The organism is Mucilaginibacter sp. P5_A4 (assembly GCF_056400605.1).
Map to the genome: position 1 here is coordinate 64168 of NZ_JBFUKX010000002.1, position 15042 is coordinate 79209.

The 15042-nt window shown below is 43.1% G+C and carries 8 protein-coding genes; 2 read left to right on the plus strand and 6 right to left on the minus strand.

From position 1 onward, the window contains the following. Positions 1-89: 89 nt before the first annotated feature. The 5 genes from AC1DQW_RS02120 to AC1DQW_RS02140 form a co-directional block, all read right to left on the minus strand. Positions 90-1619, minus strand: a complete 1530-nt coding sequence (locus AC1DQW_RS02120; RefSeq protein ID WP_477452620.1) for a glycoside hydrolase family 32 protein — start codon at positions 1617-1619, stop codon at positions 90-92. A 140-nt stretch (positions 1620-1759) separates the two neighbouring features. Continuing rightward, complete coding sequence (locus AC1DQW_RS02125; protein WP_477452621.1) at positions 1760-3466, minus strand: RagB/SusD family nutrient uptake outer membrane protein; 1707 nt, start codon at positions 3464-3466, stop codon at positions 1760-1762. A 10-nt stretch (positions 3467-3476) separates the two neighbouring features. Then, entirely contained in the window at positions 3477-6617 is a 3141-nt protein-coding gene (locus AC1DQW_RS02130) for a SusC/RagA family TonB-linked outer membrane protein (RefSeq protein ID WP_477452622.1), read from the minus strand. A 29-nt stretch (positions 6618-6646) separates the two neighbouring features. After that, positions 6647-7558 (minus strand): carbohydrate kinase family protein, encoded by a 912-nt coding sequence (locus tag AC1DQW_RS02135; RefSeq protein WP_477452623.1) that lies wholly within the window; start codon positions 7556-7558, stop codon positions 6647-6649. A gap of 10 nt (positions 7559-7568) precedes the next feature. Then, positions 7569-8894, minus strand: a complete 1326-nt coding sequence (locus tag AC1DQW_RS02140) for a sugar porter family MFS transporter (protein WP_477418479.1) — start codon at positions 8892-8894, stop codon at positions 7569-7571. Positions 8895-9240: 346 nt separating this feature from the next. Between AC1DQW_RS02140 and AC1DQW_RS02145 the strand changes: the two genes are divergently transcribed. Further along, entirely contained in the window at positions 9241-12006 is a 2766-nt protein-coding gene (locus AC1DQW_RS02145; RefSeq protein ID WP_477452624.1) for a substrate-binding domain-containing protein, read from the plus strand. 63 nt (positions 12007-12069) lie between these two features. Here AC1DQW_RS02145 and AC1DQW_RS02150 read toward each other — a convergent pair whose 3' ends face one another. After that, a complete protein-coding gene (locus tag AC1DQW_RS02150) occupies positions 12070-13326 on the minus strand; it encodes a YeiH family protein (protein WP_477452625.1) in 1257 nt (418 codons plus the stop codon). 329 nt (positions 13327-13655) lie between these two features. Between AC1DQW_RS02150 and AC1DQW_RS02155 the strand changes: the two genes are divergently transcribed. Beyond that, a complete protein-coding gene (locus AC1DQW_RS02155) occupies positions 13656-14999 on the plus strand; it encodes a D-arabinono-1,4-lactone oxidase (RefSeq protein ID WP_477452626.1) in 1344 nt (447 codons plus the stop codon). The last annotated feature ends 43 nt before the right edge of the window (positions 15000-15042 follow it).

The following is a 15042-nucleotide window of genomic DNA, read 5'->3' on the forward strand; positions in this document are numbered from 1 at the left end:
GCCTTAAGAAAAACATAAGAGGGTTTCAATCCCTATGATTAGATTATGGAGAAACGCGCTGTTTAATGCGCCTCAAAAATTAAATCGGTTTATTTACCCCAGGTAGATTTTAACCCGGTAATACTAAGGCCCTTAACTTTCAATTCGGTGGTATTTATAGCAAGGTTAGTGAAGTCCCCGTCAGGGAAATAAACAGCCGTCATGGTAGTTAATCCCCCATCAGCAAAAAGTTCAACAGATGCTTTATCAACCACAATGGTGATATCTGAATTTTTAGCGGCTGTAAACCTCGGCGCTGTAAACCGGCCGGCAAAATCCTTTTGAAAATCAATCTTTCCTGATTTTGTACGATCGATAAAGTACTGATCTTTTGCTTCATCATAACCAATCAGCAGCTCTTGTTCTTTTTTGTTTGATAACTTTATGGTATAACCTTTTAATTGCGCAAGGCTCATCTTTAATACATACTGGCTTTTGGAACCTGCAGCTTTTGATGACAAATCAAGCGTTTTATTAACCTGTACATTTTTTAAAGCCACCGTTGTTGCGTTGATCTTAGCCAGTTCGGGCACCGGTGCCGAGGCTATCACGATACCCTGGTTGCTTTGCTTTAAATGCAGGTCACGGGGGATTGTCATGGCATTGCGCCATTTTTCGGTTGGTACCTGGTTAGCATATTCCCAGTTGCTCATCCAGCCTAAAAATATTTTACGGCTGCCGGTATTACTCCATGTTATCCCTGCATATTCATCCGGGCCATAATCCAGCCAACGGGTTTTGGTGTCTATTGGTGTAAACTTGCTACCGTTATAACTGCCTATAAAATACTGCGTGGCCGATCCTCCGTTTGGCCCTCCCGGATTAATATTTACTATCAATACCCAATATGTTTTACCATTCAATTTTAAAGGGAACAGGTCGGGGCATTCCCATACCCCGCCGTGCGCTCCCTCTCTTAAACCAAACTCACTCTCCTTTTTCCACTTCTTTAGGTCGGTTGCCGAATAAAAAGTGATGTGATCTTTAGTAGCCAGAGTCATCACCCATTTTTTTTCTTTGGCATACCACATCACTTTAGGGTCTCTAAAATCCTTGATACCTGGATTTTTCAATACCGGGTTGCCGCTGTATTTTGTCCAGGTGTTCCCTTCATCCAGGCTGTATGCAATACTTTGGTTCTGAAAAACGTCTGTTCCTGCTTTTTCTCCCTTCGGATCGTGGTGGGTAAAGATGGCTACCATCGGAATCTTGCCCTTTTTACCAAAGCCCGAAGTGTTGTTAGAATCAACCACGGCGCTGCCAGAGAATATATAGCCCAAACTATCCGGATATAAAGCTATCGGTAACTCTTTCCAGTGGATGAGGTCCTTGCTTACCGCATGCCCCCAATGCATTGGGCCCCAAATAATATCCTTAGGGTAATACTGAAAAAACAGGTGATAGGTGTGGTTAAAGTACACCATGCCGTTGGGATCATTTACCCAATGTGCTTTTGGCGAAAAATGTAACTGTGGGCGATATGCCTCCGTGTAAGGTTTTTTTGAAATATCCTGAGCTTTACAAACACAAGCTACGGTAATAAAGGCAATCAGCATTAATATGCCATATTTAGTTTTCATAATTTAAGCTTTTAATAGGTTATATTATTGGGCAGGTGTATTCAAAAACCTTAAAAGAAATATTTCATAAATTTAGTTTTAAAAAAACAGGATCCCGGCCTAATTTATAAGGCCAGGTACCCGTTATTTTATTAATAATCTTAATATCCCGGGTTTTGTTTATATAAACCGTTGGTAAATGTAATTTCGGATTGTGGTATAGGCAGGTACTCATCTCTGCCGGCGGTAAACTTAGCCGTTGCTAAAAATGTTCTCCTGCCTTTTTCAATATTGATATAATCGTTTAAGGTTTTTTCGGCTATGCCCCATCGCACTAAATCAAAGAAACGCGCGCCTTCTGTGGCAAACTCAAGGCGCCTTTCCCATTGCAGCGCTTTGCGGGCATAATCCTGCGTCCAGTTGGCAATGCTATAGGGTTTAACGTTATAATTGGACGGAAAGCTACCATCCAGTTTTTTAAGCCTTCCTGTACTTGCGGCGGCGCGGTTGCGTACCTGGTTAATGAGTGGCAAAGCGCTTGCCTGCTGCCCCAGTTCAATATAGGCTTCGGCCTGCATCAGCAGTACATCATCAAATCTGATGATATCATAATTTTTTGCCGACCCCATAAATGGACCAAGCTTAAAGTATGATGAGCTGGTAGCCAATTGCTGGTTGCGCATGGTATGGAAATTTCCATAAACACCAGGATCACGTACCCAGCTGTTGCTAAATAGCTTTGTGTTATCATATTTGTATGGGTGGCCATCTATCCCAACAGTATGATCTAACCTTGGGTCAACGGTTACTTTTGTTAAATCGGCTACGCTGTTGTTAAATGAATCAAAGTTGGGCAAGCCATTTACATCAGTAGTATGGGCGTTTACCAGATTCTGACTTGCAGCATGAAAGCCGCAGCAACCGTATTGTGGTGCGCCATGCGGATAATTTAAACCATCCTCAAAATTCATACGGCCGGCAGTAGTTCCGTCATTAATGGTAAACTGTATCGCGAATACAGATTCGGGGCCGTTTTCAGTTTCCGGTAAAAAGTCATCGGCAATATCACCACTTAATGAGTATTTACCCGATGCTATAACAGCTTGTGTAAGATCAACCACTTCCTGTAGTCTTGTTTTATTGATGTTTACTACATGATGCTTATCATCCTGCTCATAAGCCTGGTATAACCTCAGTTTTGCTAAATAAGCCTGGGCGTTTAGTTTATTGGCCCTTGCCAGCTGGGGCTGAGTCACCGGCAGATTATCAATAGCGTATTGAAAATCGGCGGCAATTTTATTCCATGCATCCTCATTTGATAACGTGTTTGAAACTTTCAGGATATCATCCGAAGAGGCGTTTTCGTCAAAAATGGGAATGTTTTTATAAAGCAGCTTCATGGTAAAATAGCTGTGCGCACGCAAAAACCTCAATTCGGCCAAACGTGTCTTTTTGTTAGGATAATCAGCATCCGAAAGCGAAGTAACGGCTCTTAACGCCACATTTGCCCTTGAAATAGATTTAAACAAATTTTTCCAGGTGCGCGAAACAAAGGCATCCATGGATGGGGTTACCAGGTTGTAATGCTCCAAAGCATCAACTTCACCAACATCGCCGGTACCACCGCCGCCTTTGTAAGCATCATCTGAGCGAACGCTGCCGTATGCCCAGTCGCTGTATATAGGGCCTATCATATCGCCGTTGCCAATAGCGGCATAGGCCGCGGTTACCAATCCCTCTACAGCCGTAGGCGAAGTAAGGTCTGAGGTGGATAATGCTCCTTTTGGAGTATAGTCCAGTGCTTTTTTACAGGAACTAAGAATGATTAGCCCCGATAAAATTGTTGTTATAAATATTTTCGTTTTCATATCGAATATTTTAAAATGATGCATTAATACCAAAACTGAACACCTTAGGGATCGGAACCTGGTCAAGGCTCAATCTTTCCGGATCCGGACTTAAATACTGTTTACTCTTAAATGTAAACACGTTCTCAGCCATAGCAAATAGCCGTAGCCTGGTAAAAACCGCTTTCGGTACAATGCTATACCCGATCTGAATATTTCTCACTTTGAAATAAGATGTATTTACAATGAAATAATCAGAAGTTCTGCCTTCGTTGTTGTTGTCTTTAAGCGTTAGGGCTGGTACACTCGTGTTGGTATGTTGCGGTGTCCAACCGTTAAATACCCCTGGGCCCACGTTTTCCCGGCTATGCATCAGGTTGTTATAAAAGGTGTAAATATCAAATCCTTTTCTCCCTGCAACACCCGATCCAAATATGGATAAATCAAACTTTTTATAAGTCAGATCAATTCTTGCACCGTACTCTAAAGCGGGCAATGTAGTCCCTATCCAGGTTCGATCATCGGCATCAATTTTATTGTCATGATTGATATCCACGTAACGAACTCTTCCTGGCCCGGCACCTATTTGAGCCGGCGCTGCATCCACTTCAGCTTGGGATTGGAAAAGGCCTGCGGTTTTGTAGCCAAAAATGTCAAATTGAGAATGACCAATGATCGTGTTACCTATATTACCAGCATAAGCAGGTCGAACATTTTCAGGCAAAACGGTGATCTTATCCCTGAAGTGCGAAAAGTTTAGGGTTACATTGTAATTAAAATCGCCTGATTGCTGCCCATGATAAGTCACTAAAAACTCCCAGCCTTTATTGGTTTTTGAAGCACCGTTAACTGTTTTGCTTTGACCTTCGCCCAAGGCCGATGCAACCGGGGGAGTAATCAATATATCAGATGTTTTTCGTGAGAAATAATCAAATGAACCAGATATTTTATCATTAAACAGGGCAAAATCTAACCCGCCATTAATTTCATCTGTAGTTTCCCATTTAAGTGCAGGGTTTGCCGCTTGTGTTTGAACAAATCCAGAAGGTAAAGCTCCGGTATTAGCTCCTGACAAGGAATATGCGGTGCCAACATTCATATATTGTTCCCAAAAGCCAGGCGTCAGTTCGTTCTGGGAAGTGCCATATCGCGAGTAGTAAAGCAAGTAGCGCGACAGATCGCCGATTTCCTGGTTACCAACACGGCCCACACCAAGTCTTGCTTTTAATTCAGAGAAAATGCCGTTATTCTTCATAAAACCTTCCTTATCAATTCTCCATCCCAAAGAAGCTGACGGGAAAATACCATATTGATTATTCGCACCAAACCTGGAAGAGCCATCCCGGCGAATAGTAGCGGATGCTAAATATTTGCCGTCGTAATTATAATCCAGGCGGCCGAATTCAGAAAGCAACTTGTTTCCCAGCGAAGTGCCGGTAACGATTGTTTTTCCTATTCCTGCGTCCAATGTGAAATAATCCTCGGTCTGAACGGTGTAACCTTCTTTTTTGGTAGTTTGAAAATCAGTGAATGTTTTAACGTATTCTGTACCAACTAAAAATTTGAAGTGATTTTTTGCATTCAAATCGAGGTTATACCTGATTGTATTTGACAGCGTAGTGCTTAAGTAATGATTTTGATCAAAAAATAAACTGTTTGTAGTGTTGCTTAAAGCACCTTCAGTAAAAGTTGGTGTAATTACCTTGCTTAAATAGTTGGCATTATCTGCACCATAATTAGATTTAATAAATAAATTCTTAATTGGTTGGATTTCCAGGAAAACGTTCCCAAATGTGTTTAAACGGTTTGCGTTATTCCATTTCGCCAGGTCCTGCATGTGCAGGGGGTTGTTCCTGTCAGAGTATCCCGCGCCCGATTCACCGGCGTAAGTAACACCATCTTTTTGGTATACAGGAATAGTAGGTGCCAGTGTCACTGCCAAAGACGGGGTCGAAGCACCGCCAATGTCCTTAGTTGTAAGCGTTTCATTGGAATTGGTAATTTTTAAATTAACACCAAAACTTACTTTGCTGTCAAAGGCACGGGTTACAGCATTGATGCTACCCGTAGTGCGCCCGTATTTGGTAAACCTTACCAGGCCGGTATTTTTTATGTTTCCGAAATTAATTTGCAGCGACGAATTTTTGTTACCTACCGAAGCGGTGAAATCATTGTTGTAAACAAATGCGGTTTTGTATAATACGCTTTGCCAATCGGTATCGCCTACGGGGGTATTGGTATCGCCACCTACAAATGGTTTGGCGGTAACACTATTTAAAACCGGGTTGCTATAGTTATTGTTCCAGTCAAAATTATAAATTTCTCCATAGCCTTCGGTAGGGTTTTGCCCGTCATTTACCGAGGCCTGCCATAAGGCCTTGCCCCTGTCGGCGGCGTTCAGCATTTTAAACCGCAGTGATTTTTCGGATTGGATAGAGGTACTGTTATTAAACTGGAACTGAACTTTGCCATCGGTATTGCCACCATTTTTGGTAGTAACAATGATAACGCCGTTTGATGCCCGAGCTCCGTAAATTGATTCGGCCGATGCGTCTTTTAGTACCTGTACCGATGAAATGTTGGAAGGTGATAAATTTTGAAACACCTCGGGCCTGGTGGTGGGTATACCATCAATAACATATAAAGGGTTGTTATTGCCCAACGTATTTGCACCCCTGATCAGGATCCTGCTGGTTGAGCCATTAGCCGATCCATCTTTTTCGATATATAAACCGGCAACCCTGCCCTGCAAAGCCTGCATGGTATTGCCCGAACTGTTATTTTTTACAGGTGCTAAGTCAACAACGGCTACCGCGCCCGTAAGGTCTTTCTTTCTTTCGGATGTATAACCGGTTACCACTACCTCATTAAGGGTGTTTGCGGCATCTTTAAATACAACATTAAGCACTTTGGTATCGGCTGCAATCGTTATAACTACCGGCTTGGTGCCTACATATGAAAACCGTATAGATTGCCCGGTTGCTGCAGAGATACTGAACTTTCCGCTGGCATCTGATAATGTTGATTTTTGGGTTTCAACAACCACTATGGTAACACCATCCATTGGTTTTGATGTGTTATCCAATACAGTCCCGGTAATGATACGGGATTGCGCATGTCCCTTGCTTATGAGCAGTATAAGAAAGGAACAAATAAGTAATAATTTTCTCATTGATTTTTATTTAAGTTTATTGGTTGGGGTTAAAACATTTTGTTTATAAAGTCCTGGTATTCTTTTATTTTATAATCCGGGCAACCTCCTTTCTTTGTCGCAATAAATGCTCCCATCGCTATTGCATTTTTCAATAAGGTTTGCGGCTGTTCGCCATGATAATGGTTGGCTATAAAGGCGGCTAAAAACGAATCGCCGCTGCCAATGGTATCTATAACTTTTACCTCTCGGCCGGCTACATGGTAAGCGTTACCGCCCTTGTAATATGATGCGCCAAACTCGCCCTTGGTAACTATGATCTCGGGGATGTTAAAATGATCCTGGATAAATTTGATCTGTTCCGATTCTTTCCAGAATGATCCACGGAATAAGCCTTGTACCATTTCCAGTTCGGCCTGGTTAAATTTTACAATGTCGGCCTTATGAAGCAACTCATCCAACAAATCGCGGCTAATGAACGGCGGCCTCAGGTTAATATCAAACACTTTAATGGCTTCACTTTCCAACAGTTCAAACAAGGTATTGCGCGATACGCTGTTCCTTGATGCCAGGCTGCCATACACCAGGTAGGTTGACGGCTTCAGTTGACTGATGATGTGCTCACTATCGTTAATAAAATCCCAGGCCACCGGGAAAACTATCTCATACGATACTTCGTTGCCATTATTCATTTTGGCAATTACCTGGCTGGTGGGGTGTTCGGTGTCCTTTTGCAGCAAATGTTTAGGTATTCCCCAGCCGTCAAGCAGGCTTTCCAGCTTTTGGCCGTCAATGTCATTACCTATTTTGCTTACCAGGCTGGCCGGTACACCTAATTTATTCAGGTGGTACGAAACGTTTAGCAAAGCGCCGCCGGGTTGCGGGCCATCGGGCAGCACATCCCAAAGGATTTCGCCATAGCAAATGGCCGGGGTTAATATTTCTGTTTGCAGGTTCATCATGATTTAATTATTAATGCATTACCATGTTAGTTTCAATCTGTTCCAGTGAGCGTCCTTTAGTTTCGGGCATAAACTTCCATACGAAAACGAGCTGGCAGATCATCATCGTCCCAAAGAATGAAAATGTAACTGCACCACCCAGCGACTCGGCCAGGTATGGAAAACAAAAGGCAATTATCGCGGCCATAACCCAATGTGTTGAACTCCCCAATGTTTGCCCTTTTGCACGCACCTGGTTTGGGAAAATTTCGGAGATAAACACCCAGATAACCGCCCCCTGCGAAAAAGCGAAGAAGGCAATGAACACCATCATATAAATTGGTATGGCAAAACCGTTAAAATGCCCGGTGTAAAAGGTGAACGCCACCAGAAATAGCGATGCTATAAGGCCGAAAGAACCTACAAGCATTAATGTACGGCGACCTACTTTATCAATAATATTGATGCCTAACAGGGTGAATATAAAGTTGATTAACCCGATGCCAACTGTAGATAGCAGTGAAGAATGAGCGCCAAGGCCGGCCATTTCAAATATGCGGGGCGCGTAATATATAATGGCGTTGATGCCCGATACCTGGTTAAAAAAGGCGAAAAGCACGGCCAATATCACCGGAGTTTTATACTGGCCAGAAAAAAGACTGGTGTTTGAAGAACCCGCATTTAAATTGGAGTTTTTAATAGATGCCAGTTCCTGATCGCAATTAAGCGGATTTATGATCCTTAGGATCTCAAGCGCCCTGCCGGTTTCCCCTTTTTTAAGAATAAGCCAACGCGGGCTTTCGGGTATAAAATAGATGAGCGCCAGGAAAAGTAACGACGGGAATGCCTGTACACCTAACATCCAGCGCCATGAGGCTTCGCCGCCCTGGCTGATAAGGTAGTTTGACAGGTACGAGACGAGGATACCCAATACTACGTTGAACTGGAATAAACCCACCAGCCTTCCCCGACGGTCGGCAGGCGATACTTCTGATATATAAATGGGAGCGGTAACGGATGATATACCTACACCCAGGCCGCCTAATAACCTGAAAATTAAAAACACATGCCAGTTGTCGGCAAGCGCTGTACCTATTGATGATAATAAATAAGCAGCGGCTACAAAGTATAAAGTATTCTTCCGTCCAAACATATCTGATGGCCTGGCGCCTAAAAGGGAACCTATCACGGTACCTATAAGCGCGATAGAAATAGTAAGCCCATGCTCCACTACAGACAGATGCCAGAATTGCTGGATAGATTTTTCGGCGCCCGATATTACTGCGGTATCAAACCCGAAAAGGAAGCCACCAAGGGCTACGACCATGGACCAGGCCAGGACGGAATGTTTTCTCATAATAATTATAAAAGGTGTTAATTGGATTTACGATTGCAAAGTAGGGCCATTTGCAAAGCAGCAGTTATTGATTTTATACCAAAACAGTACAAAAATTTAAACTGATTTAAACACTTGATTTTCAGGTAAATAAAATAAAGTATCATTTTTATTTCAGCAACATGTTTGTTTTTGTTACCTGCTTATTTCAGTTTTGATACATCCGCTGCACTCCCTGCAGGCTTCCTTGTTTGTTTTGTAGAAACATTTATCGATACATTTGTATAGAAGCATCCAAAAAGGGATAGCATCGGCCAATACAACCGTACTTAAACGTTAAATTATTATACGAACCTGATTGAAGTTAATGGCTTTGAATTATAACCTGCGCAGCATATTCCTGTTACCCGTATTTATATTAACGGTATTTGCCGGCTGTAAAAAAGCCGACAAAACATCACAATATACAATAGGCTTTTCGCAATGCGTAGGCTCTGACTTGTGGCGGCGCAATATGCTGGATGAAATGAAAATGGAACTTTCATTGCACCCCGATGCCAGATTTATTTATGCCGATGCTGATAACAGCAGTAAAAAACAAATTGAACAGGTAAAGAAAATGCTGGATGAAGGCATCGACCTGCTGATCATTTCTCCCAACGAAGCACAGCCGCTTAAAGGCATAGTTGAACAAATCTATAATAAAGGTATCCCCGTTATAGTTATCGACCGCAAAACATCCTCAGACCTGTATACAGCTTATGTAGGTGCCGATAATTACCAGGTTGGCAAAATGGCCGGCGAATACATTGGAGCTACCCTTAAAGGTAAAGGCAACATTGTAGAGGTAATGGGACTTCCGGGTTCGTCCCCGGCAATTGAAAGGCATAGGGGTTTTAGTGATGCTTTATCAAAGTTTAATAACATCCACATTAAAGCACAGGTATACGGCGACTGGCTAAAAGATCATGCCCAAAAGCAGCTAAACCTGGTACAAGCGGATTTAAAAACAGCCGATGCCCTGTTTGCCCATAACGATGTAATGGCCGTAGGATCGAGGGATGTGCTAAATAGCCTGCACTTAGATCATCATGTTAAAGTTTTGGGGGTTGACGCAATGCCCGGGAACGGCGGTGGCCTGCAAATGGTGGCATCCAAAATTATTGATGCCAGTTTGGTATACCCAACCGGTGGTAAAGAAGCTATCACTACAGCTTTCCGAATCCTGAACAAAGAATCATTTGCTAAGGAGAACATTTTGCAGTCGCTGGTTATTGATTCAACCAATGTACAACTCATGAAGCTGCAATGGAACAAAATCAACAGCCAGCAAAAAGACATTGAGCGGCAGCAATCCTTACTGGAAGAGCAGCGCCAGATTTATAACAGTCAACAATTAGTTTTAAATATCACTGTGATAACACTGGTGCTGGCTGTTGTGTTCGGGGGGCTTGCTTTTTACTGGCTGATGGAAAACCGTAAGATTAACAGAAGCCTCGAAGCCAAAAACAACGAGATCCTGTCGCAGCGTAACCAGTTGATCGAAATGTCGGCACGCGCAGAAGCTGCAACCGAAGCCAAGCTGAATTTCTTCACCAATATTTCGCATGAGTTCCGTACGCCATTAACGCTCATTCTCTCGCCTGTTGAGGACATGATGAAGAACGAAAAGCTGAACATCGTTGCCGGTAAAAACTTAAAACTGATTTATAAAAATGTATTCAGATTGATGCGATTGGTTAACCAGCTAATAGATTACCGTAAAATTGAATATGATAAGCAGCAGATTAATGCATCACCCAGCAACCTGGTGGAGTTTGTTAAAGATATATTGGATAGCTTTCAGCATAATGCCCAAAAACGTAACATCAGCCTGAATTTAATATCGACAGAAAAAAACATAACCACCTGGTTTGATGCGAATATGCTGGATAAGGTTTTCTTTAATTTATTATCAAATTCGCTTAAATTCACTAAAGATAATGGCAGGATCCAGGTAATGCTTGCTCAAAATTCCGAAAATGTGGAAATAGCCATACAGGATAATGGCATAGGTATGGAGCCCGAAGAAATGGAACATGTTTTCGACCAGTTTTACCAGGCTGATAACGGTAACTACCGCGGCTCGGGCCTGGGGTTATCTTTATCCAGGGAGATCGTTTCCCTTCATCATGGCAGCATTAAGTTAAGTAGTAAAAAATGGCAGGGCACAACTTTTACGATAACCCTTCCCCTCGGTAACCTGTACAACTATACTACCGATAACAATAGCCCTGCAATAAATGCAGTGGCCATTGAAGAGCGCGCCCGCATCTATACCACCGACCTGGAGCAAGGCGAAATAAAAACCGATTCAGATGCACTTACTCATCCCAAGGAACAATCCATCCTCATTATAGAAGACAATGCCGACCTGCTAAACTACCTCACCGATAAACTGGCGGCAGATTACGAGATTTTCACCGCTGATAACGGCATACAAGGATTGTCCGAAGCATTTGAAAAAGTTCCTGATTTGATCATATCAGATGTGGTATTGCCGGGCATGTCGGGCAAGGTGATAACCGAAAACCTAAAAACCGATATCCGTACATCGCATATACCTGTTATACTGCTAACCGCGCAGGCTGGGGTTGAACAACAAATAGACGGCATCCGCAGCATGGCAGATTGCTATATGGTAAAGCCTTTTAACTACGACCAATTACTGGCAACCGTAAAAAACCTCATCAAAAACAGGGTAATACTAAAAGAGCATTTCACCAGCGATGTTAGTCATGGCAAAATGCCGGTATCAAAAACCATCGACAAAAAATTCCTGAATGATTTTGCAGGCATTGTTGAGCAAAACCTGGCCAACGAAAGCTTTAACGTTGATGATATTTGCAAAACCATAGGCATATCGCGTGTGCAGCTTTACCGTAAAGTAAAGGCCCTGCTTGGCTGCAGCATTACCGACTATATTTTAAATCGCAGGCTAAAGAAAGCCAAATACCTGCTGGTTCACGAGGCGTACTCTATATCCGAGATCACCTATATGGTTGGTTTTGCCAGTCCCAATTATTTTGCAACTGTATTTAAGGCAAAATATGATTGTACACCAAGCGAGTTTAAACGCAGGCAGCACTCGTAAAGAGGAACAAACGAGCGCAGCGATATCGGAGTGAGTTGATTTGCCTATGAATTATAAGTCGATCTAAAACAATACCCATGCTATGCCAAGGGTAACAAAAATATTAAACGTTTGAGCAATCAAAAACGCGTACAATGGTTTTTTACTGTTTTCGCTAAACAGATCGGCAAAATTGGTTTCCAGCCCAATACTGGTAAAAGCCAGCGCAAACCATAATCCCTGCAGGTTTTTAAGGCTATCCTTTACTGTCGAAATTGTTGCAGCCGGCAGAAAAAATGAAAACAATACCGATGCGCCTATAAATCCCAAAACAAATTTAGGAAAACGCTCCCAAATCACTTTCAGTGTAGGTTTGGTATCCTTATCCTTACCTGCCGGATGTTTTGTATATGTCCAGTAAATGGAAATTGCAAACGCGGCCAGGCCCAGCAATACATTCTGCGAGAATTTTACAATGGTACTGATCTTTAGTGCAACTTCGCCAACCAGCGTGCCCGATGCAACCACAGCTCCGGTAGTATCAATACTGCCGCCCAGCCAGGCTCCGGTCACTTCCTGTGAAAAATGGAAATAACGGGCGATGATGGGCATGAAGATCATCATGGGTATCGCCGTGATCAAAACCATCGAAATCACATAGGATAGTTTTTTGGGATCGCCCTTAATGGCCCCCGCAGTTGCAATTGCAGCAGATACACCGCAGATGGATACCGCGCTGGAAATCATCATGGCTATTTCATCGTCAACCTTTAACTTTTTACATACCCAAAAAGCAAAGTACCATACCGAGGTTACCACCAACAAAGCCTGGATCAACCCTAAGGATCCGGCTTTTAAAATGTCCGAAAAAATCACACTGGTGCCCAGCAACACCAGGCCTATCTTCACAAACAGTTCGGTGGATAGAGATGCTTTTAACCACCGGGGCAGTTTTAAAAAGTTGCTGATAACGAGGCCCAGAGCCAAACTGAATATAACCGCTTCCAGGTTTAATGATTTGGCCTGGCTGCTACCGGCCAACACCAGCGCAATAATGGTAACCAGGTAAACCAGCGGAAAACCCAGAGCATAATTTTTTACGGGTTTACCGGTAATAATTGCGCCAATACCGCCAATGATCAGCACAAAAACAAATTGGATGGCTATTTTAAAGAGGTTTGCGGCACCCAAAACCCTCCCCATAAGTTCGGCACCGTTTGTCCAGCCGAATGATGGTACAGGTAAAATTAAACCAGCTATGGCCAGTATGATAATTAATGACCCTAAAATAACTACTGCCCAATCTTCGTGCAGGGTTAATTTACTGGTGTTGGTTGCCATGTCTTTTGGGTTGTTTTTGGTATGATAAATATTCACAAGATAGCCTTTTGTTTTTATAGGTGCATATGCTACTTGTTTTTCCTTCCCGACCTGGGGTCATTTACCCCCCGGCCACTCGCCAAGGCAGCTGGCGCCGGTTGCGCTTACAGCTAATTAATCAGTTTGACTATTTTTAGGGTAACCAGGGGTCCGGTACGTTGGTATCGGGCCTGTGGCATTTTAGGAAAATCAAAACAAATACCCCCCTATCTTCAAATAAATCCATTTCACCTTCTTTTTATAAAACTTAAAATACTAACTTGTGCTAACCAGGCATCAACCATCTTTTTATGAAAAGAAAAACCTTTATTCGTTTAGGCGGAACAATTATGGCTACTCCTTTGATATCTTCAATTACATCCTGGGCTACAGAAGCCCCATTAAAAAACTGGGCAGGCAACCTTACTTACAGTACGGCCAATGTACAATACCCAAATTCGGCAGCTGCAGTGCAGCAACTGGTTAAAAAACACGGCAAACTTAAAGCCCTGGGCACCAGGCATTGCTTTAACAGGATAGCTGATAGCAAAGACGACCTGGTTTCGACTAAAGAACTGAATAAAGTAATTTCAATCGATAAAAAAGCAATGACCGTTACTGTAGAAGGCGGCATTAAATATGGAGAATTAGCCCCCTATCTGCACAAACAAGGTTTCGCCTTGCACAACCTGGCTTCGCTGCCGCATATTTCGGTTGCGGGGTCAATCACTACGGCTACGCATGGCAGCGGCGTTAAAAACGGCAACCTGGCCAGTGCCGTTACCGCTTTAGAAGTTGTGATTGCTGATGGCAGCATCGTGCATTTTTCAAAGGCCGCCGACCCGGAAAAGTTCAATGCTGTTGTTGTTGGCTTAGGGGCGATAGGCTTTATTACTAAAGTTACACTGGCTATTGAGCCAACCTATATGATGCGCCAGCGCGTATTTTTAAAGATGCCCATGGCGCAGGTAAAACAACATTTCCACGCAATAGTATCTGCAGGGTATAGTGTAAGTTTATTTACCGACTGGCAAAGCGACAGCATCAACGAGGTTTGGATAAAAAGCCGCGTTGGTGAAAAAGACCATAATGAACCCGAGTTTTACGGCGCAAAAGCGGCCACCAAAAACCTGCACCCTATTTACGATCACCCCGCCGAGAGCTGCACCGACCAGATGGGCGTACCCGGGCCGTGGTATGAACGTTTGCCGCATTTTAAAATGGGTTTTACCCCCAGCAGCGGTAAGGAGCTGCAATCAGAATATTTTGTACCGATGCATCATGCAGTAGAAGCTATTGAGGCTATTGCCAAATTGGGAAAACAGGTTGGTCCGCATTTGTTTATCACCGAGATCCGTACCATTGCAGCCGACAGTTTATGGATGAGTCCCTGCCATAACCAGGCTTCGGTAACTATCCACTTCACCTGGAAACCCGAAACCGAAGCTGTTACCAAATTGCTGCCTGTTATTGAAAAGGCATTGACGGCATTCAACGCCCGGCCGCATTGGGGTAAGGTATTTACAATAGCACCCAAGGTTTTGGCATCACGGTATGAGAAATTAGCCGATTTTAAAAAGGTGGTTGCTGAGTATGATCCACATGGAAAATTCAGGAACGCATTTTTGGATCATCATATTTATGGCGCGGTATGACAGCATAGATTTAGCTTACAGATAACAACGGCTGCAAAGCCAC

What these genes read in the sequence shown, in the direction of transcription:
- AC1DQW_RS02120 (WP_477452620.1), bottom strand. Translation starts at nt 1,619, where the DNA reads ATGAAAACTAAATATGGCATATTAATGCTGATTGCCTTTATTACCGTA.
- AC1DQW_RS02125 (WP_477452621.1), bottom strand. Translation starts at nt 3,466, where the DNA reads ATGAAAACGAAAATATTTATAACAACAATTTTATCGGGGCTAATCATT.
- AC1DQW_RS02130 (WP_477452622.1), bottom strand. Translation starts at nt 6,617, where the DNA reads ATGAGAAAATTATTACTTATTTGTTCCTTTCTTATACTGCTCATAAGC.
- AC1DQW_RS02135 (WP_477452623.1), bottom strand. Translation starts at nt 7,558, where the DNA reads ATGATGAACCTGCAAACAGAAATATTAACCCCGGCCATTTGCTATGGC.
- AC1DQW_RS02140 (WP_477418479.1), bottom strand. Translation starts at nt 8,894, where the DNA reads ATGAGAAAACATTCCGTCCTGGCCTGGTCCATGGTCGTAGCCCTTGGT.
- AC1DQW_RS02145 (WP_477452624.1), top strand. Translation starts at nt 9,241, where the DNA reads ATGGCTTTGAATTATAACCTGCGCAGCATATTCCTGTTACCCGTATTT.
- AC1DQW_RS02150 (WP_477452625.1), bottom strand. Translation starts at nt 13,326, where the DNA reads ATGGCAACCAACACCAGTAAATTAACCCTGCACGAAGATTGGGCAGTA.
- AC1DQW_RS02155 (WP_477452626.1), top strand. Translation starts at nt 13,656, where the DNA reads ATGAAAAGAAAAACCTTTATTCGTTTAGGCGGAACAATTATGGCTACT.